The sequence below is a fragment of the Mycobacterium branderi genome (genome assembly GCF_010728725.1).
In the GTDB taxonomy this organism is placed as follows: domain Bacteria; phylum Actinomycetota; class Actinomycetes; order Mycobacteriales; family Mycobacteriaceae; genus Mycobacterium; species Mycobacterium branderi.
Window position 1 is genome coordinate 406,973 of the sequence record NZ_AP022607.1, and the last position, 26,330, is coordinate 433,302.

General features: G+C 64.5%; 24 protein-coding genes and 1 pseudogene. 10 read left to right on the forward strand and 15 right to left on the reverse strand.

Features of this window, described 5'->3' with window-relative positions:
* Positions 1-41: 41 nt before the first annotated feature.
* The 4 genes from G6N47_RS26990 to G6N47_RS27005 form a co-directional block, all read right to left on the reverse strand.
* A complete protein-coding gene (locus G6N47_RS26990) occupies positions 42-1,007 on the reverse strand; it encodes a DUF1028 domain-containing protein (protein WP_083132781.1) in 966 nt (321 codons plus the stop codon).
* Entirely contained in the window at positions 1,004-1,825 is an 822-nt protein-coding gene (locus G6N47_RS26995) for an alpha/beta fold hydrolase (RefSeq protein WP_083132782.1), read from the reverse strand. Before G6N47_RS26995 ends, G6N47_RS26990 begins: the two co-directional genes overlap by 4 nt.
* 29 nt (positions 1,826-1,854) lie before the next feature.
* Positions 1,855-2,373: a Cif family virulence factor gene (locus G6N47_RS27000; protein ID WP_139799591.1), complete on the reverse strand. Its 519-nt coding sequence runs from the start codon at positions 2,371-2,373 to the stop codon at positions 1,855-1,857.
* A 158-nt stretch (positions 2,374-2,531) separates the two neighbouring features.
* Positions 2,532-4,166: a PucR family transcriptional regulator gene (locus G6N47_RS27005; RefSeq protein WP_083132784.1), complete on the reverse strand. Its 1,635-nt coding sequence runs from the start codon at positions 4,164-4,166 to the stop codon at positions 2,532-2,534.
* Between the two features lie 196 nt (positions 4,167-4,362).
* On the opposite strand from G6N47_RS27005, the gene G6N47_RS27010 reads away from it, so the two are divergent.
* A complete protein-coding gene (locus G6N47_RS27010) occupies positions 4,363-6,564 on the forward strand; it encodes an ATP-binding protein (protein WP_163659915.1) in 2,202 nt (733 codons plus the stop codon).
* A gap of 20 nt (positions 6,565-6,584) precedes the next feature.
* Here G6N47_RS27010 and G6N47_RS27015 read toward each other — a convergent pair whose 3' ends face one another.
* The gene (locus tag G6N47_RS27015) at positions 6,585-7,583 is read right to left on the reverse strand and encodes an LLM class flavin-dependent oxidoreductase (RefSeq protein WP_139799593.1); all 999 of its coding nucleotides are present in this window, start codon (positions 7,581-7,583) and stop codon (positions 6,585-6,587) included.
* Between the two features lie 221 nt (positions 7,584-7,804).
* On the opposite strand from G6N47_RS27015, the gene G6N47_RS27020 reads away from it, so the two are divergent.
* The 4 genes from G6N47_RS27020 (at position 7,805) to G6N47_RS27035 (ending at position 13,041) form a co-directional block, all read left to right on the forward strand.
* A complete protein-coding gene (locus G6N47_RS27020) occupies positions 7,805-8,650 on the forward strand; it encodes a mycofactocin-coupled SDR family oxidoreductase (protein WP_083132787.1) in 846 nt (281 codons plus the stop codon).
* Between the two features lie 14 nt (positions 8,651-8,664).
* Positions 8,665-9,714, forward strand: coding sequence for an alcohol dehydrogenase catalytic domain-containing protein (locus G6N47_RS27025; RefSeq protein ID WP_083132788.1), 1,050 nt, complete (start codon positions 8,665-8,667; stop codon positions 9,712-9,714).
* A 320-nt stretch (positions 9,715-10,034) separates the two neighbouring features.
* Positions 10,035-11,297, forward strand: coding sequence for a cytochrome P450 (locus tag G6N47_RS27030; RefSeq protein WP_083132789.1), 1,263 nt, complete (start codon positions 10,035-10,037; stop codon positions 11,295-11,297).
* 130 nt (positions 11,298-11,427) lie between these two features.
* Positions 11,428-13,041 carry an AMP-binding protein gene (locus tag G6N47_RS27035; protein ID WP_083132790.1) on the forward strand — a complete coding sequence of 538 codons (1,614 nt, stop codon included), beginning with the start codon at positions 11,428-11,430 and terminating at the stop codon, positions 13,039-13,041.
* A 121-nt stretch (positions 13,042-13,162) separates the two neighbouring features.
* On the opposite strand, the gene ald is transcribed toward G6N47_RS27035, so the two are convergent.
* The 3 genes from ald to G6N47_RS27050 form a co-directional block, all read right to left on the reverse strand.
* Positions 13,163-14,278, reverse strand: a complete 1,116-nt coding sequence (ald, locus tag G6N47_RS27040) for an alanine dehydrogenase (RefSeq protein WP_083132791.1) — start codon at positions 14,276-14,278, stop codon at positions 13,163-13,165.
* Positions 14,279-14,548: 270 nt separating this feature from the next.
* Entirely contained in the window at positions 14,549-14,719 is a 171-nt protein-coding gene (locus G6N47_RS27045; protein ID WP_163659917.1) for a hypothetical protein, read from the reverse strand.
* Positions 14,719-15,804, reverse strand: coding sequence for an alpha/beta fold hydrolase (locus tag G6N47_RS27050; RefSeq protein ID WP_083132792.1), 1,086 nt, complete (start codon positions 15,802-15,804; stop codon positions 14,719-14,721). Before G6N47_RS27050 ends, G6N47_RS27045 begins: the two co-directional genes overlap by 1 nt.
* A 522-nt stretch (positions 15,805-16,326) precedes the next feature.
* Between G6N47_RS27050 and G6N47_RS27055 the strand changes: the two genes are divergently transcribed.
* Positions 16,327-16,857 carry a hypothetical protein gene (locus G6N47_RS27055; protein WP_139799594.1) on the forward strand — a complete coding sequence of 177 codons (531 nt, stop codon included), beginning with the start codon at positions 16,327-16,329 and terminating at the stop codon, positions 16,855-16,857.
* Here the strand turns inward: G6N47_RS27055 and G6N47_RS27060 are convergent.
* Both G6N47_RS27060 and G6N47_RS27065 read right to left on the reverse strand, forming a co-directional pair.
* Positions 16,854-17,456 carry a hypothetical protein gene (locus G6N47_RS27060; protein ID WP_083132794.1) on the reverse strand — a complete coding sequence of 201 codons (603 nt, stop codon included), beginning with the start codon at positions 17,454-17,456 and terminating at the stop codon, positions 16,854-16,856. The two genes, G6N47_RS27055 and G6N47_RS27060, sit on opposite strands and share 4 nt — an antisense overlap.
* Positions 17,453-18,367, reverse strand: coding sequence for a hypothetical protein (locus G6N47_RS27065; protein WP_139799595.1), 915 nt, complete (start codon positions 18,365-18,367; stop codon positions 17,453-17,455). The genes G6N47_RS27060 and G6N47_RS27065 overlap by 4 nt, the downstream gene beginning before the upstream one ends.
* A 245-nt stretch (positions 18,368-18,612) precedes the next feature.
* Here G6N47_RS27065 and G6N47_RS29980 point away from each other — a divergent pair, with 245 nt between their 5' ends.
* From G6N47_RS29980 to G6N47_RS27075, 3 genes are read left to right on the forward strand one after another with little or no spacing between them, the layout of a single operon-like run.
* The gene (locus G6N47_RS29980) at positions 18,613-19,071 is read left to right on the forward strand and encodes a hypothetical protein (RefSeq protein WP_232080436.1); all 459 of its coding nucleotides are present in this window, start codon (positions 18,613-18,615) and stop codon (positions 19,069-19,071) included.
* 23 nt (positions 19,072-19,094) lie between these two features.
* Entirely contained in the window at positions 19,095-19,535 is a 441-nt protein-coding gene (locus tag G6N47_RS29985; RefSeq protein ID WP_232080437.1) for a hypothetical protein, read from the forward strand.
* Positions 19,536-19,569: 34 nt separating this feature from the next.
* On the forward strand, positions 19,570-19,770 hold the full coding sequence (locus tag G6N47_RS27075; RefSeq protein WP_083132796.1) for a CGNR zinc finger domain-containing protein: 201 nt from the start codon (positions 19,570-19,572) through the stop codon (positions 19,768-19,770).
* Between the two features lie 28 nt (positions 19,771-19,798).
* Here the strand turns inward: G6N47_RS27075 and G6N47_RS27080 are convergent, their stop codons facing one another.
* Together G6N47_RS27080 and G6N47_RS27085 are read right to left on the reverse strand one after the other, a co-directional pair.
* Positions 19,799-21,649, reverse strand: coding sequence for a serine/threonine-protein kinase PknH/PknJ (locus G6N47_RS27080; RefSeq protein WP_163659919.1), 1,851 nt, complete (start codon positions 21,647-21,649; stop codon positions 19,799-19,801).
* A 414-nt stretch (positions 21,650-22,063) separates the two neighbouring features.
* A complete protein-coding gene (locus G6N47_RS27085; protein ID WP_083133989.1) occupies positions 22,064-22,258 on the reverse strand; it encodes a YegP family protein in 195 nt (64 codons plus the stop codon).
* A gap of 444 nt (positions 22,259-22,702) precedes the next feature.
* Between G6N47_RS27085 and G6N47_RS27090 the strand changes: the two genes are divergently transcribed.
* Entirely contained in the window at positions 22,703-23,245 is a 543-nt protein-coding gene (locus G6N47_RS27090; RefSeq protein ID WP_139799686.1) for a hypothetical protein, read from the forward strand.
* Between the two features lie 86 nt (positions 23,246-23,331).
* Here G6N47_RS27090 and G6N47_RS27095 read toward each other — a convergent pair whose 3' ends face one another.
* From G6N47_RS27095 to G6N47_RS27105, 3 genes and pseudogenes are all read right to left on the reverse strand, one after another.
* Positions 23,332-24,462, reverse strand: coding sequence for a tyrosine-type recombinase/integrase (locus G6N47_RS27095; protein WP_083133991.1), 1,131 nt, complete (start codon positions 24,460-24,462; stop codon positions 23,332-23,334).
* A gap of 175 nt (positions 24,463-24,637) precedes the next feature.
* Positions 24,638-25,042: pseudogene (locus G6N47_RS27100) on the reverse strand (cytochrome P450); the annotation flags it as partial.
* Positions 25,043-25,251: 209 nt separating this feature from the next.
* Entirely contained in the window at positions 25,252-26,145 is an 894-nt protein-coding gene (locus G6N47_RS27105; protein ID WP_083133992.1) for an IclR family transcriptional regulator, read from the reverse strand.
* Positions 26,146-26,330 lie beyond the last annotated feature (185 nt).

A 26,330-nucleotide genomic window follows, 5' to 3' on the forward strand; every position in this document is an offset into this window, starting at 1 on the left:
GATGCGGGTCGCATCAGCATCTCGCACGACACTATGTCGTGTCAATAGCGTGATGTTGAGTCACCCACGACACGTCGTGTAACTTTGGGTGAGTGGGCCAGCGCGCGGGCCGTGGCCTCGGACACGATTCCCGCCGCGGCCAAGCGCGCCCCCATGTCGTGCAGTTGTGGCCGGCAGTTGACCATGGCGCGAAACTCGGCATGTGCCTCGTCGAGGCGTCCGCCGCGTGCCAGCAACACCGCGCGCCACAAGTGGATTTCGGGATTATCCGGTCCGAGCGCCGATGCGGACTGGTGCGCGTCGGCGAGGGCGTCGTCGAGCAACGCGGCGGACGCGTTCTGGTCGCCGCTGACGATCAGACCGACCGCGGCGCCCAGCTTCGTGGTGGCTTCGTGCACGCCCAGCAGGCGGTCGAGTTCGCCCACCGGATTATGCGAGTCGTCCACGCGCAGATTGACCAGCACCTCGTTGTCCGGCGGAGGGCGCCGTGCACCGCTGACCACGAGCATCGCCGCCGACTGGGAGCCACGGACGTCACCGCCGCCGTCCTCGGCCGCCTGCAGTGCCGCCAGCAGCCGGTGCGGCAGCGCAGGATTGGCGGCCGAATCGGCGACGGTTGCGGCCATCGCGTCGAGGACGTGCTCGGAGTCGAGGAGGTTTCCTTGCACGCTCCACCCGTCGCCGGTGCGGCCGCCGGCGGCCGGTATGCACCGCGCACCGGAGTGCACCGCGACATTGCCCCGGGCGTCGAGCATCGCGATTTGGCGCCATTGCGGTCGGCTGTCGACGGCCAGCAGCGCCTGCAGCGTGTCGGCCGCGCTCGTGCCGGCTCTCATGGCGTCCAAACCGCGCGCTCCATAGCGCGGGTCGGGAACGAATTGTGTTGCCACTGCGCCGACTCCGGCCTCAGCCCAGGGCACCACCGCGCCGACAGCGAAGAAGTGTGACTGTACGGCGACACCGAGGTCGCCGGTGACCGGATCGCGGATAAGGACCGAGTAGGTCATCGCGGCGCCTCCTGCGCGTCGAGGAAGTCGCGCACCAATGCGGCGGTCGGCTGCGGTGCTTCCAGCATGGGCAGGTGCCCGATGCCGGGCATCAAGGCGAACGAGGTACCCAACCGTTCGGCCATCGCTTTGCCCTGGTCGGGTGGGCAGGTGCGGTCGCACTCGCCGGTGACGACGAGCGCGGGTACTGCGATACTTTCGGCGAGGTTGGTGATGTCGGTGTCGATGGTTGCCCGCCAGATTGCGCTGACGGTAGGCACATCGTTCGGGTTGGTCATGTCGACGATCATCGAAACGATTTGCTGCGGCGTCCCGGGGGCGACCGTCACCTCCGGGATGCCGTGCTCGAAGGTCCTGCGGACGCCGTTGTCACGCAGGGCGTCGAGCACGGCTTCCAGGTCGTGGCCCGCCAGGGCCAGTGCGCTGCCGAACGCGGCGATCGACACCACTCGCTCAGGTGCCCGGTCGGCCAGGGCGACGGCCAGCGTGCCGCCGAGCGACCCGCCCACGACATGGCAGCGTGTCACGCCGAAGTGGTCGAGGACCGCCAGCAGGTCCTCGACCCAGGCGTCTACTCCGAACGGCCCCTTGGCGGTCGAACGACCGTGGCCGCGCATGTCTGGCAGCAGACAAAACCGTTCACCGGTCAGTGCCGTCGCCACCTGCGCCCAGGCCAGCCCTTGCAGGTTGATCGGGTGCACGAATAGCACCGGGGTGCGGGGGCTGTCGGTGACCGCTCCGGCGGTCCAGCCGCGTAACGTCTGCGACGGCGTGGTCAATTCGAACGGCGTCAGCTCGGGTGCCGTCTGGGGGTCCACGGGCCGGTCCCTGTCAGCGTGTCAGAGGGCTAGGGGACGAGTTCGCCGCGGCTGCGCGCGGTATCGCCGAAAGCGGGCCGAGGCTCGTCGGCGTCCGGCGCGGGAGAGCAATGGAAATGCCACATCGTCCACTTGGGCGCGCCCTCACCGTCGTCGCGCAGGTAGCACTCGGTGGAACGGACGCGCATGCTGGTGTCGACGTGAAATGCGGAGCTGGGGGCCGCCAGACCCTCATCACCGATTTCGGTCAGGGTGAACAACACGTCCGCGGCGATCCAGGCGACGTCGCCTTCAAGCACAAACTGGACGATGCGACTGACCGGGACGTCGGGTGAGAAGACCTGCTGGTTGTAGTGCTCCCACAGCTTGACCTTCTCGGCGATCCCGTAGTAGGGGTGGCCCTGCAGGTTGAACATTACGTAGTTGTTCTCTCCGACAGGGAAATTCGGCACCATGCGCGGAATGTCACCGCCCTGATTGGATATCCACCATTCCCGATGGGCATGCAATATCGCGTCGATATCGGCGTCGGGAGTCGAAGAGTTCACCCGTTGGTTGTGTGTGGCGATTTGCCTGTCTACTGCGGGCATGAGAATTTCTCCTGTAGTCGAATTTCTATACGTACATCAGCTTTTCAGTATCGTTGCGGCATCTCATTGGTCAGAACGCTGAAAGCGCAACCAGAGATTTGTCTGAGTAGGCAACGTCAGTGCGCCGAGGCATCAGTGGCTTTCCGGATCATCAACAGCCGCAACTGCATTTCGGTTACCAGGCGGTCCAGGGGATCGTCCAGGTCCAATCCGCAGATGTCTCGCATCCGTTGCAAGCGATACCGAATCGTGTTGCGGTGCAGGTACATCGCGTTGGCCGCACCGGCCAGATCGCAATTGGCGTCGAAATACGCCAGCAGCGTCGGGATGTAGGCAGTGTTCTTGGTTTGGTCGAATTCCGCGAGCACCTCAAGAGAGCCGGCGAGCAGGTGCGGTCGTTCCTCGGTTACCTCGGCCAGCTCGTGCAGGATGCAGTGCAGGCTGATGTCGTCGAGTGTGACGACATTGCCGCCGCCCGCGTGGGCATGGATCCGCAGCGCTCGGTCGATCTCGGCGCCGGCTCGGCGCAGCTCGGACATTTTGGTCTTGACGCCTCCGATGACAGCGACAAGTTTCACGCCGAGCTGGCGTCCGGCCCTGACCACGATGTCGTCGGAGAGCGATCGCAGCCCCGTCATCGGGCCGTGTCCCGTGCCGACCAACGCATAGACCGTGTTTCCGATCATTGCGGTGACCGACACGCTGCCGAGGGACTGAATGCGCGTTGCCACCAGCGATTCCAGATGGCAGCGATCGACGTGATGCAGCGGAGCGTCGTCATGCGAACCAAACCCGATCACCCGCAGCTGGGTGGTGTCGGAGGCATCGAGGACGGTCGAGAGCGCGTCTGCGACCAGCCGGCCATCGAGCACGCCGCGCAAAAGGTCCGAGGCGTGTCGTTGCCGGTCGGCGACGACGGCGCGCGCCAGCCTGCCGGCGAAGACGCGGGCAATATCGCGAGCGGTCTCCGTCGCGGAGTCGTCCAGGGAGCCGGAGAACGGCAGCAGCCAGAGATAGCCGATCACCTCGGGCCCCGCCCTCAGCGGCATTGCCAGCCGTGGGCGGTGCCCCGGCGGCACAATCGGCACCGGTTCGGTCGCTCTGATCAGCCGGGTCAGTTGCCCGTTGGCGCGAAGCCAGGCGCCCACCTCCTCGGGGACTCGACGGTGCAGGATTGTCTTCACGCGCAGCTGGTCATCAAGCTCCTCACAGGCTTCATCCATCGAGGAGAAAGCCATCAACCGCAGCCGGTGGTCGGTCACGTCCACCGGAGCGCCGAGGGCCAACGCCGCGGCGTCGGCAAGCTCAAACAGGTCTGTGCCGCCGTCCCATGGATGTCCGTCCTGCTGGTCACCGCTGGCGGCGAGTGCTGCCCGGACTAACGCCGCTGCCCGATCCCAGGTGATGCCCGAGCCCGGCGCGAGCACCCACAGTCCGGACTCGGCGGCACGTTGCGCCAGCCCGGTTTCGGTTGCGCGGACAACGATCGCCGCCGCGCTGGCGCTCTCGCACGCCGACAGCAACCGCTCGACTTCATGCCTGGAGGGCCCAACCGCGAACACCATCGCACCGGCCGCGACGCCGGTGTCACATTCGGGTTCCCATATCTGAACGGTCGTGACCTCTTGCTGCGGTTCCCGCGGCGTCACGACTACGTCGAGAACACCTGGCGCCAGGTCAGCGAGCAAAGTGCTGAGCGGCATGCCGGTAGAGCCACGTTGGTCCATCGCATCGACGGTGCTCACGTCCATGATCGCGAGTATTTGGGCACGAGCACGTCTCCGACAATCACGGAAAGTACTTAGGGTGTACGTAGACCGACGGTCGCTTGGAGGCAATCCGTTGAGCACACCGGGCAACTTGCCCCCGAACTTAACGAGTCTTATTGGGCGCGACGACGAGGTCCGTCAGCTACGAGCGCTGATCCGCCGGGCCAGGCTTACGACCTTGACCGGCCCGGGCGGGGTTGGCAAGACGCGCCTGTCCCTGCACGTTGGCCATAGCGTGCTCTCCGGGTTCCCGGACGGCGTGTGGTTCGTCGAGTTGGCTTCGATACGCGACGCCGGGCTGCTCGAGCCGGCAATAGCCTCGACCCTCGGCGTGGATGACAGCCGGGCCCGCGGCGAGAGTTCCTCCCTCGGCGACAAGATTGCCGGCTGGCGGGCCCTGGTCATCCTGGATAACTGCGAACACCTCGTCCAGTCCTGCGCGGCGATGGCGGGTCGACTGCTGCACCTTGCTCCTCACTTACACATACTGACCACCAGCCGCGAACCGCTGCGCATGACCGGCGAGCAAGTGTTGCCCCTCTATCCGCTGCAAACCCCCTCGCTTGAATCGGCGGACACCCCGCAACAGGTCACCCAGTATCCAGCCGTGCAGTTGTTACTCGATCGCGCACGGGCGGTCGAGCCCGCGTTCATCGTGGACCGCGATAACGTTGAAGCCGTCAAGGTGCTCGTGCATCAACTTGACGGACTGCCGCTGGCGATAGAGCTGGCCGCGGCGCGGCTGCGGTCGCTGTCGGCCGGTGATATTGTGCGCCGCCTGGACAACCGGTATCGATTGTTCACCTCGCAGGTGCGGGACGCGCCCGCGCGTCATTACGACTTGGAATCGCTGGTCGGCTGGAGCTACGACTTGTGCGGCGGCGCAGAGCGCAGGCTTTGGGAGCGGATGAGTGCTTTCGCGGGCCCTGCTGATCTTGATGCGATCGAGACGGTCTGCTGCGGCGACGACCTGCAGGTGTACGCGGTCGCCGATTTGGTCGACTCCTTGCTCGCCAAGTCGATCCTCATCCGCACGGCCGGCAGCAGCAACTCATACCGGATGCTGAGCCTGGTGCAGGAATACGGCCGCGCCAAGCTGGCCGAGCACGGCGAAACCACAGAGGTATTGGCCCGCCACGCCGCCTATTACCGCGACCTGGTGATGGCTGTCGCGCGAGACTGGTTCGGCCCGGACCAGGCGACGTTGGCACAGCGCTTGCTGGAGAACCTGCCAAACTTGCGCGCCGCCATGGACTTCTACCTTGATGGTCCACGCGACGGGGCAGCTGGCACAATGATGGCCGCCGAATTGTGGCGGTTGTGGACCGCGCAGGGCATGGTGCGTCAAGGGCACCTGCGGCTGCGGCAGGCGCTGGAAGCACAACCGCCTCCGGCAGCGCGGCGCAAGGCGATGTGGGTTTTGGGCTGGATCGAGCTAGCGGAAGGGCAGCTCGATGACGCCATGTCGCTGCTGCAGTGCTGCGCTGAGGATGCAGCGGCGGCCGAGGATGCCGAAGCCCTCGACTATGCCACCATGCTGCTGGCTGCCGGCCATGCCTTCCTGGACCGATTGGATGCCGCAAGCGACCATATCGGACGTGCCCTGGACGGCCGACGGCGCGCCGGCGACATCCCGGGCATCGCGATCGCCCTTTACCTCAAGGCTGAGATCGATTGGGGTAAAGGAGATTTCGGCAGTGCTTTCGAGTGCGGGCTGGAGTGCGAGCAGATGTGTGCCCAGTTCAACGAACGGTGGGCGGCATCGTACGGGCTGTGGATGCAATCGCTGGCGCAGTTCATGCGCGGTAAGTACTCGGCGGCGATCGAGCTCGGCCAACGAAGCATCCGGGCCAAACAGCCTCTGCACGACACCGCCGGCGTGCTGCTTGCCGCCGAGGCAGTGTGCTGGGCGTACGCCGCCGAGGGCCATGTCCGCCATGCCGCTGAACTCGAAGCTGCTATCCAACCGATGTGGGCGACCACCTGCTCGCCGCTCTTGGGGTTCAAGAGCCTCATCGAACAGCGCGATCACTGTAGTGACCGGGTCCGTGCCGCGCTCGGGGAGCAGCAGTACCGGCGGCTGACAGAAAGTCCAAGCAGGATCAGCCTGGATCGAGTCGTCGAACTGGCGTTGGCCGACGCGAACTTAGACGAGCCGCGGCAGTCCGACGCATCCGGCGACGCTGCCGGCACCCAACCACTCACAGATCGAGAGTGGCAGGTGGCACGCTTGATCGCTGAAGGACTGGCCAACAAGGAGATTGCCTCACGCCTGCACGTCGCGCGTCGGACCGTCGAAGTCCACGTGGCCAACATCATGCGCAAGCTCGAAGTCAACAGTCGGGTCCAGATCGCCACCTGGTACGCGACGGCGCACTGAGCGCGGCGTGCTGGGGACCTTCAGTCGAGCGCGGTGAGGCCTGGCAACACCGTCTTCGCGACCAACTCGAGTTCCTGTTGTGCCGTAGCGGAATTGGCGGGGGAGAGCAGCACACTGGTGGACCCTGCACCGAGTAACGCGCGGATGGCCGCGGCGACGTCATCGGGATCTCCGGAGACGGTCAACTCGTCTACCCACTCCGCCGGCACCTCTCGCAGGACGGTCTTTTCGCCGCCGCGGCTGGCCATGTTGGCCAGCGCGTCGCCGTAGCCGTACGGCTTCGTCAGGGAGTTGTGCGGGCCCAAAGCGGAAAGATAATGCGCTAGTAGCGGACGAACCGCCTTCTTGGCAGCCGCCCGATCGGTGTGGCAGCTGAACATCGCGAACGTGGGGACCAGGTGGGTGGTGCGGCCGGATTCGGCCATGCCACTACGGATGTGCGCCAGTGCCGCCTCGACGTACTTGCTTCCCGACATACTGCTCAGCACCGTCCCGTCGGCGATCCGCCCGGACAGCTGCAATGATTTCGGGCCCAACACGCCAGTCAGGATCGGCACCTCCTCGTTTGGCGGATGAGCTAACGCCACGGCGTTAAACGCGAAGCTCTTGCCGACGGTGTTCAATGTTTCACCCGCCAACAGCGCACGAATGCTACCGATGCACTCGCTGAGCGCCGACAACCGAGATTTCGGGGCCAACCCCATCTGGTCGATCAAGAACGGGGCGCCATGTCCCACTGCCGGCAGAAACCGACCGGGATAGCAGCGGACCAGCGTGGCGATCTCCATCGCCGTGACCGCCGGATGCCGGACGACCGATGACACCACGCCGACACCGACTTTGACGCGCTCCGTTGCCGCCAGCGCCACGGCCGCCGCTGCCAGTCCGCCGTGAAAGTAGTAGTCCTCAGCCACCCACACCTCGGAATAGCCGAGCTGTTCGGCGCGGCGGGCAATCGGTGCGATTTGCTCCGGGGGGGTCGCCGATGCGATGAAAACGCCGACGGGGATCATAGACATGACTGGCTCCTGTGCGATATGCGGTGTGCCCCCACTCTGGTGCGGAGCGGCGCCCGCCGCCAGAACAATTGCGGCCAAACAGCGGGCATCGACTTGGTCACCGCGCACAACACATTCGCCATCCACACGGTCCGGTATTGGGCGAACCGTCAAACGCCGGTGTGGCAGTTTGACGGCGCGATCAATGGTTTGGTGCGTGGCGACGGAGCACTCTACTGGTTATGGGACGCGTGGAACGCAAGGTCGCGTTTGTTACCGGTGCAGCTCGCGGTCAGGGTCGGTCGCACGCGCTACGCCTGGCACAAGAAGGCGCCGACATCATCGCCGTCGACATCGACGAGCAAGTCGAAACGGCGATCACGCCGACAGCCACCGCCGATGATCTCGCCCACACAGTCAAGCTTGTCGAGGAGACGGGCCGGCGCATCGTGGCACGCACGGCCGACGTGCGTGACCTGACTGCGCTGCAGGATGTCGTGGCCGAAGGAGTCGCCGAGTTGGGCCGGCTTGACATCGTCGTCGCCAACGCCGGCATTGCCAGTTCAGATCTGCTGCACACCATGGACGAGCGCGTCTGGCAGGAGATGATCGACATCAACCTGACTGGCGTATGGAAAACCACGCGCGCAGCGGTTCCTCTCATGATCGAGAAGGGCGAGGGCGGCTCTGTAATACTCATCAGCTCCATCGGCGGATTAGTCGGCTTCTCCCATCTCGGTCATTACACGGCCGCAAAACATGGCGTGACTGGCCTGATGCGAGCGTTGGCTGTGGAACTCGCTCCGCACCGGATCCGCTGCAACTCCGTGCATCCGGGCACGGTTGACAGCCCGATGCTGAGTAATCCGATCGGATACGAGTTCTGGACCGGCGTACCCGGGGCGACTCGAGAGGACGCGGCCAAGCTGCTGGTGGCCATGAATGCGCTGAAGGTGCCCTGGGTGGACGAAATCGACATCAGCAATGTCGTGCTGTTCCTGGCGTCAGATGACGCGCGCTACATCACCGGTAGTACCCAGGTGGTCGATGCCGGCGCCACCGCCCCATTCAAGATTCCGCACGCCTGAGCAAAGGTCGATTCATGAAAGCGCTGATCTACAAAGGTATATCGCGTGTCGAGGTCGAAACCGTGGACGATCCGGTCCTGCCCGGCGATGACGGGGCGATCGTTCGGGTCACGATGTCGGGGATCTGTGGCAGCGATCTGCACCAGTACCACGTGGATCCTGGCGTCGGATCGTACTGCATGGGTCACGAAGCCGTCGGAATCGTCGTCGAAACTGGCGCAAACGTAGCGTCTTTCAAGAAAGGCGATCGGGTGCTGGTGTCGGCCATCCTGAGCTGTGGCCGGTGTGCATCGTGCTCGACGGGCAATGTCCAACTCTGCCAGGTTTTCGGCCCGCGGATCTTCGGGCAGGGTATGCACGGCCTGGGTGGATGCCAAGCGGAATTCGTTGCCGTACCCGAAGCGGATCACAATATGACCGCACTGCCGTCGGCAATCTCTGACGACGTCGGAATCATGCTGACTGACAACCTCGCGACGGCGTGGTACCACGCCAAGCGCGCGCGAGTATCGCCGGGAGAATCCGTTGCCGTGATCGGGCTCGGACCGGTTGGCCAGCAATGCGTGTTGGCCGCAGCGGCGCTGGGCGCGGAACGGATCTTCGCCATCGACCTCCTCGCCGAACGGCGGAAGCGCGCCGCCGCTTTGGGGGCCGAGCCAATCGATGATGGCGATGCGGTGCAAGGCGTTCTGGGGGCAACCGCCGGCATTGGTGTCGACGTGGTGCTCGACGCGAACGGCGGGCCGACCACCGTGGCGATGGCGCTGGACATGATGCGGTTTGGTGGTCGCGTCGCCATGATCGGCGTCCCCGAATCTTTGACGATGGACTTCCCGGTCTTCGCCAGCGTTCTCAAATCGCTTGAGTTCCACACCGGTGCAACCCCGGTGCAGGCTCAACTACCGGAACTGCTCGACGCACTCGAGACCGGGCGCTTGAACGCAAAGACGATCGAATCACTCGTCACCCACCGGATGGGTTTGACTGAGGCCCAACAGGCCTTCAGGTTGTTCGCCGACCGCAAGGACGATGTCCTCAAGGTGGTTCTCGATCCAGCTCGCTAGACTATCTACCGCTTCGCGTCTGGGTACATGAGTGTCGAATCGGCGCGACCACAATGCCCGTTGCTAGGAAGCATCGAGCAGCATGCGGACGGCGCGAAGGTGAGATCGTGGTCGACTTCGATCCGGCATACCGCACACGAACTCGCCCATGTGCTCAACAGTTTGGTATTCAGACACGCGTATTGGTTGATCTGTCAAACGCAGACTCTCGGGTTTGACTGCACCATCAATTGCCAACTGCGTTGTCGCGGCGCAGTGTTGGTGTGTCAAGGCGTGTTGTCAAATAGCGCCACTCCACCGTCACAGCAGTTGGAGCCGCCATGGACGTCGATACAGCCCACACCGGTCACCCGAGTGTGTTCCAGGCCGGGCTTCCGACCCTCTCTTACGAGCGCGTCGAGAATAGCCATGAGGGATACCGCCTCCTACGGGAGGCACAGCAGCGGGCGCCGATCGCACTGGGTCCGCACGGACCCGAAGCACTCAGCTACGAGCTGGCCCGATTTGTGCTCCGCGACGAGCGTTTTGTTTCCCCACGAGGGCTTGGGCTGGACGCCCAAGGCATCACTTCTGGTCCGTTGTGGGAACGCAGCGCCAAGTACATCGTGAGCCTCGATGGTGCCGAGCATATCCGGCTGCGCCGCTTGGTGGCGAAAGCGTTCACGCCGAGATCGGTGGAACGGCTACGCGATCTGATCAACGAGATCATCACTGGCCTAGTCGAACCGGTTAGTTCCATCGGCGTCTGCGACGTGGTCGCAGACATCGCTCGCGGATTTCCGACACCGGTAATATGCGCGTATTTCGGTGCACCCAAGGAGGATTGGCACTTTTTCTCCGCTTGGGCCGACGACCTGGAGAAGATCTTTGGCTGGAACGTCGCCAATGATGGACCGGCGATCCTCGCGGCCTGGGAGAACCTTGACGCCTACGTCGACGCAATGGTGACTCGCAGGCGCGAAAACCTTACAGACGACCTGCTCTCAGACCTGATCCGCGCAGAAGATGAGGGTGATCGGCTGACCCGCGATGAGTTACTGATGTTGGCAGCGGCCCTGCTAACGGCCGGCACCGACACCACGCGTCATCAACTTGCGGCGGCAGTTGGGGCTCTCCTCGAACACCCGGATCAATGGACGCTGCTGGCGGAACATCCTGAGCTGGCACCCAAAGCGGTCGAAGAGGCCATGCGCCACTCGCCAATCGTGATGGGGATAGTGCGTAGAGCGGTCGACGACGTGGGACTGGCCGGGGTTGTGATCCCCGCCGGCACGACCGTCATTGCCAACGTTACAGCCGCCAACCGTGACCCGGCCGTGTTCGAGAATCCCGACACTTTGGACATCACCCGCGAAGGTGCCCCGGCCGCACTGACCTTCGGTGGCGGAGCGCATTATTGCCTGGGCACACACCTTGCGAGACTTGAGCTCGCCGAGGCGCTCACCGTCATGGCGCATCGACTGCCCAATCTACGCCTTGCGGCCCCCGTCCAATGGCGACCGAGGATGGTGGGGATCAGCGGGCCGACATCGGTTCCCATCGCGTTTGACACCGCTGTGAACGCGGCGGCAGCGTCAGTGTAATGAGTCGCATGGTCCTTGAGGCAGGCGCTCATGCACTGCCGGGGCGCTGGCCGCGCTGCGGCCGCGGGCGGACGGCGGGCTCAACCTGCCCCGCTCCTAAAAGGATGCACGGAGCAGGCTGCATCGAGCGATGAAGTCCTACGACGCCGGACCGACGGACACCCCGCTCCTGCAAGAGACGATCGGGGCGAACCTCGAGCGCATCGCGGCGAGAAACCCGAACGCCGAGGCTCTGGTCGAGGTTGCTCGGCGGCGCCGCTGGACCTATGGCGAGCTTAACGCCGAGGCCGATCTCATTGCGCGGGGGCTGATGGCGCTCGGGGTCGAGCGCGGTGAGGGGGTTGGCATTTGGGCGCCGAACTGCGCGGAGTGGACGATCGTGCAGTACGCGACGGCGAAAATCGGTGCCATCTTGGTCAACATCAATCCCGCGTACCGCACGCACGAATTGGCCTATGCACTCAACCAATCAGGCGTTCGAATACTAATCTCGGCGTCGGTATTCAAGTCTTCGGACTACCGCCGTTTGGCTGAGCGAGCGCGTCTGGAGTGCTCGCACCTGGAAGACGTTGTCTTTCTCGACACTGACGACTGGGAAACGTTACGGAGCCTTTCCGAATTCGTGCCTGAACAGGAGCTTTCGGTTCGATCGGCTGCCTTGGTCAACACCGATCCGATCAATATCCAGTACACGTCGGGGACGACGGGATTTCCCAAGGGTGCGACGCTGTCGCATCGCAATATCCTCAACAATGGCTTTTTTGCTACACAACTGCTCAACCTTGGGTCTCATGATCGGGTGTGCATTCCGGTGCCGTTCTACCACTGCTTTGGCATGGTGCTGGGCAACCTGGGTTGTACCGCGCATGGCGCCACGATGGTGATCCCTGCGCCGGTGTTCGACGCGGGGGCCACGTTAGCGGCGATCGAGGCCGAGCGCTGCACGGGTGTCTACGGGGTCCCGACGATGTTCATCGCGATGCTGGGTCATCCCGACTTCGCCGCTTTCGACCTGTCGTCGCTGCGCACCGGGATCATGGCCGGGTCGGTATGCCCGGTCGAGGTGATGAAACGCTGTGTGGCCGAGATGAATATGACCGAGGTGGCCATCGCCTACGGCATGACGGAAACGTCGCCGGTGTCGTGCCAAACCCTCATCGACGACGATCTCGAGCGGCGCACGGCGACGGTCGGCCGGGCGCACCCGCATGTGGAGATCAAGATCGTCGACCCGGATACGGGCGAGGTTGTGGAGCGCGGGCAGCCGGGGGAGTTCTGCACTCGGGGCTACTCGGTGATGCTGGGCTACTGGCGCGACGAGGCCCAGACCCGCGAAGTGATCGACGCCGACGGGTGGATGCACAGCGGCGATCTTGCGGTGATGCGAGAAGACGGCTACTGCAACGTCGTTGGGCGCCTTAAGGACATGGTGATCCGCGGCGGGGAGAACGTGTACCCGCGAGAGATCGAGGAGTTTCTGCTTACCCATCCAGACATCGACGAGGCGCAAGTGGTCGGCGTGCCCGACGAGCGCTACGGCGAAGAGATCTGTGCGTGGATTCGGATGAAGCCCGGGCGGTGCCCGCTCGACGCCGGGGCAGTGCGCGCCTTCGCCACCGGCAAGCTGGCGCACTACAAGATCCCGCGCTACGTCCACGTCGTCGACGAGTTTCCGATGACCGTCACCGGCAAGATCCGCAAAGGTGACATGCGCGAGGAAAGCATCAGACTTCTTCGTCTGTAACAGGCTACTGTGGCCGGCAAAACGCCATGGGAGAAGCAGTCTCGAGGAGATGTGGTGTGCAGCGACAGCGCAACTGGCTGCAGGTCGCCGCCGCACGGAATACGATGCCACACAGGCGAATCTATGCCAATACCAACTCTCGGTCGGTGAATGCAAGGCTCAGATCGGACGCGACTTGGTGGTTGAGCAACGCGCCATCGTGGGTTGTAAGCCCCCGCGCGATTACCGGATCGGATTGGCAAGCCACCCGCCAACCCAGGTCAGCCAGTGCAACTACGTACGGGATGGTCGCGTTGGTCAACGCGAACGTCGAAGTGCTCGGCACCGAGCCGGGCATATTCGCCACACAGTAGAAGATTGCTCCGTGGACGGCGTAAGTAGGGGCTTCGTGCGTGGTTGCGCATGAGTCCTCAAAACAGCCCCCCTGATCGATCGCGATGTCGACTAGTACTGCGCCCGGTTTCATTTGCTCCACCAGGGAATTCGCGACCAGCTTGGGTGCTTTGGCGCCGGGTACCAGCACGGCACCGATGACGAGGTCCGCGCGCTTAACCGCAGTTTCCAGTTCTAACGTCGAGGAGTACAGGGTCTGTGCGCGGCCGCCGAACTTGGCGTCTAGTTCCCGTAACTTGGCGAGGTTGACATCGAGGATGGTGACGTGCGCTCCCATTCCAGCAGCTACCCATGCGGCGTTGTACCCTGCCGTGCCGCCCCCAATCACTACAACGTCGGCCGGCCGGGCGCCGGGAACTCCACCCATCAGCACACCACAGCCGCCAACCGGTCTCATCAAGTGGAAAGCCCCGACCTGTGAGGCCAGCCGTCCCGCTACCTCGCTCATCGGGGCCAGCAGTGGCAATGTGCCATCGTCGGCCTGCACAGTTTCGTAGGCAATCGACGTGGTGCCTGCATTAAGCAGCGCCTCGGTGCACGCGGGGGATGCCGCGAGGTGGAGAAAGGTGAACAGGATCTGGTCGCGCCGCATCAGTCGGAACTCGTCCTCGACGGGTTCCTTTACCTTCAACAACAAGTCGGCCTGCTCCCAGACCTGCTCGGCGTCTGGGATGATCTCGGCGCCAGCCGATTTGAACTCGATGTCGCTGATCTGCGACCCCTCGCCGGCGCCTGCCTGGATTAAGACCTGGTGGCCCCGGCGGACCAGTTCGGCAACACCGGCGGGGGTGATCGCTACCCGGTATTCGTTATTCTTGATCTCAGTCGGGACGCCGACCCGCATAAGCGCTCCTCCTTGATTGCGGCTACCGGCACAGTCTGAAAAACATTCAGGCTGACTACAATCCGCTTACGTTAAATTCGAGCGCGCCGGTTTTGTTCGAATGGTCAACCAACCCTGCGATATCGGTTGTCAGTTCGACGGCGCGCTTTGTCGTTCGGGTTCCAAGCCCGACGCTGTCTGACCGCGTGGATGACCTGGCCGACTTGCCCGGCCACTTCCGGGGCTTCGCAATGGGCGAGATCTCGGTCGCGACCAAAGTCCGTTCGACGCTTAGCCCTCGGCCATCGGGGTGACCAACAGGTCGATCGTGTGACCTCGCGTTGCTCTGCGGGTACGCACGTAGAGCGCCAGCGCTGCCCGCAACGTATCAACCTCCCCGACGATGTCGGCGCCAGTAGGGGTGCTGTCCCAGATCTCGTAGTGATGCCGATGCGTGGCCATCAGCCATTTCCTGAATCGACGGTGTAGGCGGCATTGCCGATTGGACTCGAGTAGGCGAGTTTGCCGCGATGGAGTACATGGTTAATTGCGGTGGCGACCAGCTGGAGTGCCTCGTGCAGGAGCATGTGCCCAGCTTGCGGCTCGTGAATGCGGATAGCACCTGCAATGCCTGCAGCAATGTCTCGCGCGTGAGACGGCGGGGTTAGCAAGTCGGCTCCACCACTAAGAACAACTGTTGTGGCGGTGACGGATTTGAGGGTTCGATATTGGTCGTAGTGCCTTAGCGCGTGCAGCGCAGCGGCTTTGGTTGCCAACGGCGTGGCGTTGATCGCCGCGGCTGAGATAGCAGCGAGCGCGTCGTGACGGCGTGTGCCGTACCCCCATTGGCTGACCAATGCCCCGCATAACGGTCGAGTGAGGAGCCGAAAGGCCCCCTCTGCGATCGAGTGCGGTACGTGCTGTGCCAGTAGGTAGAGGATGTCGATCGCTGGGGTTGCCAGCAGTCGGCCAAGGCCGCGCTCAGTTAGCTGGCCCGCCGCGGTCGCCACCAATACCAGCCCATGGGGATCGACCGGCCGCAGGCTCGCGGGAAGACCAAGGTAGGCCAGGCTCGCCATGCCGCCCATGGAATGTCCCACAAGCGTCAACCGCGGTTTCACGTGCAAGGACGTGAGGACATCGCCGAGATCAGCGCCGAGCCGCTCAATTCGGTAGGTATGCATTGGCGCGCCCGCGGATTTGCCGTGGCCGCGATGGTCGTAGGCGATGATGCGAATATCCGAATTCCATTGGCGGAGAAGCTCGGTGATCTGGATGTTCCACGAGTCTTTATTCAGAGAGCATCCATGAAGAAGCACGACGGTGTGGGCGGCGCGGCGAGTGCCGTATTCACGGACCGACAATCGCACCCCATCGCTGGTCGTTACTGTGTAACCGGTGCCACGAACCGGGTCGCTACCGCGATCGCTCAGCAGCGTTGCTGTGCGCGGGCCCCTTTGCGCTAGCGACGGATCTAGCGGCTGAGCGCTGACAGCATGATTCGGCTCGGATCGCGCAGCAGCCGCCGCAATCAATGGAATCGTCATCGCCACACCAAGCCGGAACAGAGGACATTTGTGCAGAGCGGCCGCGTCATGAATTGCCAGACGACACCCGTCTGGCCAACGATCTCTTGTCGAGTTTGGCGCGTGTCAACGGGTTTCACACTTGACCGGCTCGGGCGCTGGATATCCGGCAATAGACAGGTGTAGTCGGCACTGAGACCCGTCGCCGTCCGACTCCACACCAGGGCCGTTGGCCCGGCGGCAGGGATCGGCGGAAACTGTATGACGACACCTGAGGTGTCCCGGCTGATCACTGCCATGCTGCGAGTGTCAGGCCGCCCGAGAAGTCCCGGCAATCGCGGAAAGTACCTACTGTGTGTGGAGGCTACTTAGTGCTTACGTAGGCTATGCGCATCGGCGATCAGCGCTGTGTTCGCGGTGGTAAGTTGGCCCGAGCGCTGCGTGAACGCGCAGTCGGGTACCGATCGCTGCGGTAGACAATGGCGGGTGTTTCGGCGTGGTCGGACCGGTGATGGGGTGCCGGCGATGGATGAGGCGGGTGCGGTGAGCGCTGCAGAATCGACGCCGAGTTCTGATGACGGGCTTGCCTTCCGCGGCGAGGTGTTCGTCAACTTCCGGCATAGCCGGCAGTGGGTGGACATCAAATTGTTCGCATTGCCGGAAGGCGCCGGCGACGACGCGGTATTAGCGATGCTCATTGGTCACCGTCTGTATCGGGACAGCTATGCCTTGGGCAGTCAAGAGAAGCACGAGGCACCCATTCACGGTCCGTACCGGTTGGAGGTGCTCACTTCGGCGGCGTATTCGCCGGTGTCGGCCGAGGACGCGGAGGCGTTGTTGCGCACCTGGGCCGAATACGAGGTGCCGCTGCCGGATATTCAGCGCGACGAACTGGAACGTGAGCTGTATTCACGGATCAGGGCGGCGAGCAGTTGTTATCAGCTGGCCAATCTGGGTAGGAGTGCCTGGCACGACTGGGGTGGGGTTGTCGGTTCATCGACTGGCTTTCACGAGTTCGTGTTGATCGACCGCGCGACCGCAAGTGTGGCGCTGGTGGTGGCCAGCGACGATTAGCCGCTGCGCTGTGCGTCGCGCACCGCCGCGACGAAGCCGCGATGCACCGCGTCGCTGCGTGCCGTGACAGTGGCGGCCAGCTGGGCGCGCCAGGCAGTGTCGACGAACATGCCGTGCACGATTAGCCGGCCGGCCAGGGGTTCCTCTGAGCCGATGAGGTAATGGCTGAGTTGCACCCAAACGCGGCGCTCGCCGAACGTGATGGTGCCGGCGCTGCGCAACGCGGCGACACCCTGAACTGGTGGAACGCGCATCATCTTCGTGGTGATTTCGGCGGCGTGCAGGTTCCGCAGGGTGCGCGCAGAGTTGCTGAGTAAATCGGCGAACAGCGGCGAGCCGGTGAAGCGGAAAACGCTCAACGTCTCGGCAGCCTGCCAGCTGCCATCGCTAGGCGTCCCGTGGACGGCAAGGCGCAGCTGCGGGTTGTGGGGCAGCCTGACCGGTTGCCAGGTGGTTACCTCGCTCAGTTGCTGCAACCAGGTGGGCGTCGCGTCAGCTGGCAGCGCGGCGATGTCCTGCACGTCTTCTTCGTCGCTGAGCAGGTCGGGTACCGACGTCGCCATGGGCTGCATGATCGGCGGTAATTCTGCAGAGGTCATGGGGTCGGAACCCTTCCGCCGGTGCCGCCGAAGATCCCGCTGAGCAGGCCGCCGGCAATGACCACGACTGTCCAGATGCCCTTGCCGGCGCTTTCCAGATCGTGTCCTATCTGCGATGCCACCGAGGGGCCTGGTGATTCCGGTGCCGCCGCGGGCGGTGCCGCCGCGGGTGGTGCTGCGGGCGGTGGCGGTAGCGGCAGGTGGACTTTGGGGAGGCGCTTGGAGTCGGGTGGCGTGAACTCGACGGTGGGGCCGCCGGATTTGCTGTCGGGCCGCATACCGACCTCGGTGCCGTCGTCAAAAACCTTGCGGGGGAAGCCCGGCGACGGCAGGTCGCCCTTGGCCCCTTTGCTGAGCCAGTCCCAGAAGTCTTTGATTTCCTCGGGTGTGTCCAGTTGCCGGTGTGGTTTGTTTTCGCCTTTCTGCAGCTGATCCAAGATCTTTTTGATGTCTTCCCAGTTCTTGGGTGGGGGTTGGTCTTTCCATGGTGGGTCGGGGTTGTCTTTGGGCTGAGGTTCTTGCGGGTCGGGCGCCTGTTTCCACGTTCGGTCGACGGCTTGGATGCCACGGCGCGCGTCACCATTGATGGTTGACACCTGCGATCGGGCGCCTACCTCCGCGATCTTGGCCGCGTTCTCGGAGTCTTGGGCCTGCAGCCTCGACAGTGCCGCCTGGGCCGTGGCTTGCAGCTCGGGGCCCTTACCGGCCAGTTGAGTTGACATCGCCGCGATCTTCGTGCGGACGCTGGTAGCCAACGCCTGGGCGGCAGCATCGACCGGCGACCCCGACGTCGCGGCGACCGGCGTCGGACCCGGCTGCGCGGCCCGCTCCAGACGCCCGGCCACCGTCGCCGCGGCGTGCATCACATTTTCGGCATCAACATTGATCGGCTGGCCTGAGACCTGCGCCATGGGGGCAGTGTATGCACCGCCGACGCGCACGCCGATCACCGCGGGCGGATCGACACAATGGCCTTGGCTACGGGGCTGTGCCCATCGCAGATCCTCCGGCCGCCATTCGCGGCTCGACTGGGACGGCTGGGCGACCCTGCGGTCAAAGGCCCTGCGGCCGGCGCGAATGCCTTCGGGCGGTAGGCCTTACACGGGACCCGCAGGGCCCGCCGGTGCAGTACGCGATTTGCGAGACAATGACGGGCATGACCGACACGGTGAAGGTGACGCTGGACCGCAGCAGCGTCGCGATGGGCGATGATGTCGAGTCCCATCGTGTTTTCTGGATCTTCCCCGAGTCGGCCACCGTCGATGACCTGCTGGTCGAGATCTCCACCCGCTACGTGCCCGGAATCGCCGGACCGGCCGGGTGGATCGTGCACGTCAATACCGATGACTATGTCCGCCGCCTCGATCTCGGGCTGATCTACACGCGCGATGACCTCCGGCAAGAGGATCACATCTGCAGATTGGTGAGCGGCAGAACAACTTTGGGAGATCTGGCCCGCCGCGCGAAGGTCCCGGACCTTGACGTGTACGCGCGGTATCTGACCTGGGACATGGGACGTCCGCTCGCGCTGACTGGATTCGCACGAACATTTTCTCGGCGAAAACGCCACCGCCGGGGACCAATACGTTCATCGCCCGTAATTTTCACTTTCTGACGGACCTGCACTGTCCCGCCAGCATGGATGTTGCCGCACAGCTGCTGGGAACCGACGAAGCCAGTTACGAAGACCTTCCGGCGATAGTCGATATCGATGAGCGCCCCGCCGCCGTGACTTTGGCGATGGTGCTTGCAGCTTTCGAGTGGAACACCGCCCAGCGCAGCTGGCGAGCCAGCGGACGTCCCTATTGCAAGCCGTACTTCGAATTCCTTGCCGACCACGGGTATCGGCTCTCACCGATCGAACAGTTCATGGCCGGCCACCTCAGCCTCGAGCAATTGAAGTTCTCGGGGGACGACTCCGCCAGGCTCGACCGCATCCGGTACCTGCGCGACCAGGAATACCAGCTGCGCATACAGCGCTACTACACGAAATCTCTGACTGACGAGCAATACCGGGCAGCCATCGAACCTGTCCACGCAGAACTCTCCGCTCTGGGTGAGCTGCCCGGTCCCATGTAGCCGCACGGCGCACCGCTAGCCTGCGCTCGCCGGCGTGCTCGGCACCGTCCTGGCCGAGGTCACCGCACTGTCGCAAACCGGAAGCTGGGTCAAGGTCAAAGCCTGCAAAAACTGCCATCACGGCTTCATCGACACCAGCCGCAACCCCTCAGCCACCTTCGGCAGCACCCAATGCAAATCGCAAGCCGGCATGCGCGCCTACCGAAGCCGCCAACGCGACATCACCGACAGCTAGCACAGCCCTATCCGTCGACCCGAGTTGTTCAATGTGGGATTCTCGCGATGATGGCGTTGGCGAGGTCGACGCCCTGGTTGTTGATGTCGATGCGGCAGGCCCATATGTCGGCGACCACATTGTTGTGGATCTGTAAGGCGCGCTGACACGTACCGCCCTGTGGCATGACGTTGGCGGGACCGTTCCAGATTTGCTTCATCGATATCGCCGCGTCGGCCTTGGTGAGCGGGCCGAACTTCCACTTCTGCGGGGCCATGTCCGGGTAGGTCACCGTGAAATCGGTTCCCGAGCAGGCCGACCACTGGGCTGTTTGGTCGGCGAGCAACTTTTGCCCGTCGGCGGCGGTGGCGAATTGCACCACGGTTTGGATGATTTCGAATGCCTTTGGGACCGGGCCCGGTTCGTGGATGGCTTGTACGCGCGCGGCGTTCCATCCACTATGCAGATAGACCATGGCCTGCGCCGGCGCGAAAGCGCCGATGCAGTTTTTCTCGGCGAGTTTCGACGAGTCGTCGATCAAGTTGTCACCCGATACGAAAAGAGCCAACTCAGAAGCGCCCATGATCTGCGCGACTTGTTCGGGGCTGGGCAGCAGGCCATCAAGCACCTTGGGCGGCAGCGGGGGCACTGGAGTGGGCGGGGCGGTGGTTGTGGTGGTAGGGGCGGCCGACGGGGCAGGGGGCTCGGGATGTTCACCCGAGCGCCGGCTGAGGGCGGTGGCGCCGACCCCGGCAGCGGCCAGCACGACCACCGCGGCCACGGTGGCCAGGATCAGTGTTCGGCGCCGCCGCCGTTGCTTGACCGGGACGGGGGAGAAGACGAAACCCGGTGCGCCCCACTGAGTGGGTGCGGCGGCCGGGCCCGCATGGGTGGGCAACGCGCCGGTGTGTTGCCACCACTGCGCGCCGGTGCCGTGCGCGTCGGGATAGGAACTCACTTCAGCACCCGCAAGCGGCTGCCAGGGCACCGTCACCGAGGTGGTGCGGTCGTGCAGCACCGAAGCCGCGGCCGCGGCCAGTTCGCGCGCCGAGGAGAACCGTTGCGCGGGATCTTTGGCCATCGCCTTGGCGATCACGGCGTCCAGCGCGCGCGGCAATGCGGGTACCTGGTCGGTGATCCGCGGCGGCGGCGCTTGCAAGTGGGCCATCATCACCGCGCCCGGCCCGTTCGCGGTGGAGTACGGGGTCTTACCCGTCAGCATCCGAAACAGCGTGCAGCCCAACGAATACAGGTCCGCGCGGCCGTCGAATCCGGCCCCGGCGAGCACCTCGGGGGCGGCATAGGCGAGCGTGGCCACCAGCGACCCGGTCACCGTCAAACCGACGTCGTCGAGCGCGCGGGCGATCCCGAAATCGCCCAACAGCACCCGCTCCTCGGCGCCGACGGGCCCCGACAGCAAGAAGTTGGCCGGCTTGACATCACGGTGCACCACGTGGTGCGCGTGCGCGTAATCCAGCGCCTTGGCGACCTCACCGACGATGTGGACCGCGCGCGCCGGGGTCATCGTCCCCGCCCGCAGCGCCCCGTCGGCGTCGGTGCCATCGACGAACTGCATCGCGATCCACAGCAGCCCGTCGTCGGTCTGGCCGCGCCGATAGATCGACACAATGTTGGGGTGATCCAGCATCGAGGCAACTTCGGCTTCCCGCGTGAAGCGGGCCCGAAACTCGTCGTTGTAGGACAACTCGGCGCTAAGAACTTTCAGTGCGTCCCGGCGCGGCAACTCGGGGTTGGCGACCAGATACACCGCGCCCATGCCGCCCACCCCGAGCAAGCGCTCCACGCGATAGCCCGCCACCACCGACCCGACACCCAGCACAGCCGAGTGCCACGTGCCGGGGCCCGTGCCCGGCCGTGGATCGTCTGGCGTGCTCGTCATCGATTCCTCACCGGTAACTCAGCATGCCATGCAGTGCCGGCGCGCACGCGCACACCGGCGGTGTCACTCGTCGCCGTCACGTGATCGCCCACCCCGGGGCCGGCGGACACACTTCGGCCGCAGCCTTTCGCCCGCAGCCGATCACCCGGTGACCGCGATCACCCGGTGGTGCGGCGATCGACGCCGGCCACTGACGCGTCTCGGTGCCACATCGACCGGGTCTCAGTGCCAGAAGGGTTGGGGCATCAGCAAGTACGTGCCAGGCGTGGCCGCTCGACGGTCAGAACGCGCGCGGCACCCGGTTGGTGAGCCGGCCGCCCGCGATGCGACATGCTGGTTTTCAGGTGTGTTATGCACGGTTGCGTGAGAATGTCACGGCGCCCAAGACCGCCGAGACAGTGAATTGGTAACGGGCTAGGTGGATTTGGCCTCGCTGAGGTCTTCGACCTTAGCTGTCGGGGCGTGGGTCTTGACCGCCTCAACACCCTTCTCGGCGCTTGCTTTGGTCTCATAGCCTTGGCTGGCGGCGATGATCTCGCCGTTCGGCGCCTTGAGGTGAAACCGGAACTTGCCCGCGTGGTCCTTGCTGATCTCGAACTTAGCCGCCATCGTCTTAGCCTTCCGGTCGGAGACTGTCAGCAATCACGCGCTAGCAACGACGGCGGGCATGCGCTGGTGTTTGCGGCGGCCGACAAGCACTTACCACGCCGGGCAAACCAGCGGCACCCGCCGCGAACGTGTCCACCAGGCGGCTTGACCCGGCGCGGGCACGGGCCGGGTCGACTGTGCCGAACCGCTGAGACATCCAGTTCAGACCTGCGGCGCTGAACACGGCAGCCGCCTGTCGGGGGTCCACTTCGAAATGCGGCCACGCGGTCGGCTCCCACACCTTCGCTCTCCCGGCGGACGGTCGTCCGGTGTCCAGAGGGTTCCGGCGCACAGGTGGCCCGATGGATCGCGGCAGCCGACCATCGTCGTGGGGCCCGTGGGCCGGTTCGTTCGCTCGTGACTTCACCGCTTCTCGTGGTCGGTCGGGCGGCCTAGGCTCGGTACGTGACTTCTGGTCCGGACGCTGATTGGGATGTGCTCGTGGCCAAATGTGAGGCTCTCGGCCTCACCGGCGACGAGCTACACGAAGAGATCCTGCGCACGGTTACCACGCCGCACATCCGCGGCCCCTTGCCTCCGCTGCCGCCTGTTCGGACGGGACCGCCCGATCCGGACGAGACGATCGAGTACCCGCTGTCATTGCCGGAATTTGTCGAAATCGCCGATGAGAACGGTATTTCCGGGCAATGGCAGATCGTGCGCTACGACGAGCCGAACCTTGCGGGCAAGTCTGCAAGAATCTACCCGAATGGCTTTCGGCTGCTGTGGTCCGACGCTGGACTGCCCGCGGAACTGCCCGATGGATCGCCGCTACCGGTAGATGCCGGTGAAGTGGTTGTCATCAGCGGACCGTCCGTTTTTGGTGGAGTGCTGGTGCGCCTGCCCGGTCTACCGGCCCAGCAAGCATGGGTCCGCCACGACCAGTTGGTCGTTCGCCCGACGCTAGCCCAATATGATAGCGAAGATGGAGACGTTTTTCGTGGATAATGTCAAATTATCCATGAGCATGCGTGTGGAACGGCTCACCGAGTGTGTCGCTCACTTGCCTTGCATGAGGCCTGGTGTTTTGCATCTCATTGGCTACCAGTCGTTTCCCCGTCGAGCCGCTTCGGTCGACCCAGCCGGTCGTGAACAATGCCGTAAAGCGGGTTTTGTGCGGCGGCGGTGCGGGTTTCACGGGCGGCGCCGGCGACGTAGCGCTGCGATGTTGCCATCGACTCGTGGCCCAGCAGCTTCATCAGCGTGTAGACGCTGACCCCCGCGTTGGCCAGCTCGGTGGCGTAGGTGTGGCGCAGCCCATGGATGAGCGCGCCGCGGACCGGCTGGGCACCCGGCCCGGCGCGGCGGAAAGCGCGCCGGACACGCGACTGAACGGTGCCGCGGGTGATGCGTTCGCCGTCGCGGCCCACGAACAGTGGAGCGTTCGACGGCCAGCGCGAAAGCCCGGTCGCCCCTGAGGATTTCGTTGTGGCGGGGAAGCGGGACGCCCGACTGTCCAGGTAGCCTTCGATGATCGCCAACAGCTCGGCCTCGATCGGCACGGAGCGGTCCTTGCTGCCTTTGCCGCGAACATGAATGACCGCCCCGCCGTCACTGGTCGTGCGGATGTCGCCGACGTCGGCCCGGCGCAGCTCGTCGGCCCGCAGCCCGGCCAGCAGCCCGGTCAGGATCAACGCCAGGTCTCGCTCGGCCCAGTCGGTGCGCCGTGGTGATCCCTGGTCGGCCTCGACCGCCTCGAGCAGCGCTCCGACCGCAGGCTGGGGGAGGGCGCGGGGAAGTGTTTTGGTCGCTTTGGGCCGGCCGACGAACGGCATCGGGTTGGCCGGTATCAGTTCGGCGGTATAGAGGAAGTCGCACAACACATTCCACGTCGACCAGCAGCGCCGGATCGAGGCCGGCTCATGTGTCGAGGCATAGGCCGCGAACGCCGCACGCAGCTTGCTTCGCGTTATGTCAGTTAGCGCGATGTCACCGGACCTGCCGGCGGTCAGCAGGTCCGCCACCGCGGCGAAGTCCTGACGGTAGGCCTTCATCGTGTGCTCCGAGGGCTTACGCGATGCCCGATCGATCAAGAAGTCGGCGAACCAGTCCGGAATCGCGGCCGCGGTGGCGCTATCGGTATCTGGCCCGGTCGCCGCGGCCTCGGCACAGGCCGACGCGCCAGCGGGCGTCGCTGTGGAGCCGAAGTCGTTGCTGCGCACCATGTCTCACAGTCTGACCGAAAAAAGATGGATAATCACGCTTATCCATCAAAAAGTACCGCATATTTCATCAGATGAATCAATCCCGCCTCTTCGCGGCACGGCCGCTGAGTCGATCAGCTCACACGAAAACTGGCTTCGAGCAGCTGGTTTGAGGTCATCAGGGCAGTGCGCGCGTGCGCAGCCGCTCGATGCGCTCGACCACGAAGTCGCGCACCGCGGGCTCGATCGACACCATCTGCTTGGGGGTGAATCCCTTCGCGACCATCCGGCGGAAGGTGGTGTGCTGCGGCGGATCGAGCATCACCAGCGGAGGATTGTCGGTCAGGCCCAGCCGCTCCATCTCCCCGTAGTCGACGGTCAAACCGTGAGCGGAGGAGAACGTTTCGTGGTCGCGGGCGGCGGCGCTGACATCGGCGTAGCGAGACAGCACCCAATAGTCCTTCTCCGGCGCATGTGCGGGAACCACGTGGTGTACCGGGTCGTGCTCACGCAACTGCGCATACATCGGCCACGGATCACGCCACGAGGCGCCCGAGCGAGGCGTGAACGCCACCCTCTGGTCGTGCATGGTCGCACTCATCACCAACCTCCGACGAATATTTGTCGCTCAACCGACGAATAATTGTGCATCGACGATCGTACGTCGCGCCGAAACCGCACACAAGGACCGCCCCGGTCAGCACAACCCCCGCAGTGCCGACGTCGCCGCACCCCGGTCGGGCCGGAAAAGATATGGCTTGCGACCGGTCGCCCGATCTCTGATTTCAGCCGGCGGGGCGGCGTGGTCTATTACGCGCTGAGTTTGGCTGCGGTCGCCCAAACTTCGTCGATGTAACGCTTGCGCTCAGCGGCGCTGGCCGAAGATTGCAGCGGCCCCAGCTGCAGTTCATATGCCGCCTGCCCATCGGCATTGAAGACCGGGGCGATGAGATAACCCACCGACAACCGTTTGCGCGTCGCGAGCTGATCTACCGTGTAGGGGTTTGCGCCCAGGCCGATCAACAGCTCGAACACCTGCTGGCGCAAGGCAACTCGGCGTGGATGCTCGGCGAGCAGTTCGGCCACCTCACCGAGCACATCGAGTACTTTCGGGTCCGATTCGCCAAGACCGAACACGGCAACGCCACGGGTGCGCACCTGCGAGAGCACGTCTTCAAATGCCGGCCGAAGGGACGTGGGGGCCGAGGCGAGCCACCTCTTGCGTGTCCGGGCATCTCGGTGCGCGATCACCGCGGCGCCCACCGGCGCGGTCAGTGGCAGCCGTACTCCGGCACCGACACCGGGCGGCACCCGGCCCTGCCCGCGAACCACGCTCAGGAAGGTCATCTCACCGGTCCCGACCAGCGCCAGCGACGCCCCACATCCGCTGCGCTGCGCCAACTCCGCGATCGCATCGTCGAAGCGAGCCGGCAGCGGCAGCGATTCGCGGACCGCCTCAGCGACCCCCAGCAGCCCGGGACCAAGTACATAGCGCAGATCGGGTCGGCGAACCACCCACCCGGCCCGTTCCAGGGCCACCAAGATCGACGTGACCGTGGACCGGTTCAACTCGAGCCGCGAGACAATCGACGCCACCGAACTGGGCTCAGATTGCCGACTCAGCAACTCCAGGATGGCAACCACTCGATCAGTCGGCGGCGACTCGGAGCGCTCGTCCGCATTGTGGGTTTTGCCGCGTTCCATCCCGCTCCTGGTGTCGATTACCGCCGGATTACCGATCCTATGACGAATAGTTGACATCGGCTCAGATCAGGACCGCGTGGCCTGCGCGCATTCCGGCGCGGCGCAAAGCGCCGCCTGCCGGAGATGCGGTGGGCGGGTCGGAAATTTGTCACCGCCTGGTCGCCCTAAACCCCTATATACCCGCC

Bases quoted from the DNA above. Each gene is read 5' to 3' on its own strand.
- G6N47_RS26990 (WP_083132781.1), bottom strand. From the start codon at position 1,007: ATGACCTACTCGGTCCTTATCCGCGATCCGGTCACCGGCGACCTCGGT.
- G6N47_RS27005 (WP_083132784.1), bottom strand. From the start codon at position 4,166: ATGGACGTGAGCACCGTCGATGCGATGGACCAACGTGGCTCTACCGGC.
- G6N47_RS27015 (WP_139799593.1), bottom strand. From the start codon at position 7,583: ATGTCTATGATCCCCGTCGGCGTTTTCATCGCATCGGCGACCCCCCCG.
- G6N47_RS27020 (WP_083132787.1), top strand. From the start codon at position 7,805: ATGGGACGCGTGGAACGCAAGGTCGCGTTTGTTACCGGTGCAGCTCGC.
- G6N47_RS27025 (WP_083132788.1), top strand. From the start codon at position 8,665: ATGAAAGCGCTGATCTACAAAGGTATATCGCGTGTCGAGGTCGAAACC.
- G6N47_RS27030 (WP_083132789.1), top strand. From the start codon at position 10,035: ATGGACGTCGATACAGCCCACACCGGTCACCCGAGTGTGTTCCAGGCC.
- G6N47_RS27035 (WP_083132790.1), top strand. From the start codon at position 11,428: ATGAAGTCCTACGACGCCGGACCGACGGACACCCCGCTCCTGCAAGAG.
- ald (WP_083132791.1), bottom strand. From the start codon at position 14,278: ATGCGGGTCGGCGTCCCGACTGAGATCAAGAATAACGAATACCGGGTA.
- G6N47_RS27045 (WP_163659917.1), bottom strand. From the start codon at position 14,719: ATGGCCACGCATCGGCATCACTACGAGATCTGGGACAGCACCCCTACT.
- G6N47_RS27050 (WP_083132792.1), bottom strand. From the start codon at position 15,804: ATGACGATTCCATTGATTGCGGCGGCTGCTGCGCGATCCGAGCCGAAT.
- G6N47_RS27060 (WP_083132794.1), bottom strand. From the start codon at position 17,456: ATGACCTCTGCAGAATTACCGCCGATCATGCAGCCCATGGCGACGTCG.
- G6N47_RS27065 (WP_139799595.1), bottom strand. From the start codon at position 18,367: ATGGCGCAGGTCTCAGGCCAGCCGATCAATGTTGATGCCGAAAATGTG.
- G6N47_RS29980 (WP_232080436.1), top strand. From the start codon at position 18,613: ATGACCGACACGGTGAAGGTGACGCTGGACCGCAGCAGCGTCGCGATG.
- G6N47_RS29985 (WP_232080437.1), top strand. From the start codon at position 19,095: ATGGATGTTGCCGCACAGCTGCTGGGAACCGACGAAGCCAGTTACGAA.
- G6N47_RS27080 (WP_163659919.1), bottom strand. From the start codon at position 21,649: ATGACGAGCACGCCAGACGATCCACGGCCGGGCACGGGCCCCGGCACG.
- G6N47_RS27085 (WP_083133989.1), bottom strand. From the start codon at position 22,258: ATGGCGGCTAAGTTCGAGATCAGCAAGGACCACGCGGGCAAGTTCCGG.
- G6N47_RS27095 (WP_083133991.1), bottom strand. From the start codon at position 24,462: ATGGTGCGCAGCAACGACTTCGGCTCCACAGCGACGCCCGCTGGCGCG.
- G6N47_RS27105 (WP_083133992.1), bottom strand. From the start codon at position 26,145: ATGGAACGCGGCAAAACCCACAATGCGGACGAGCGCTCCGAGTCGCCG.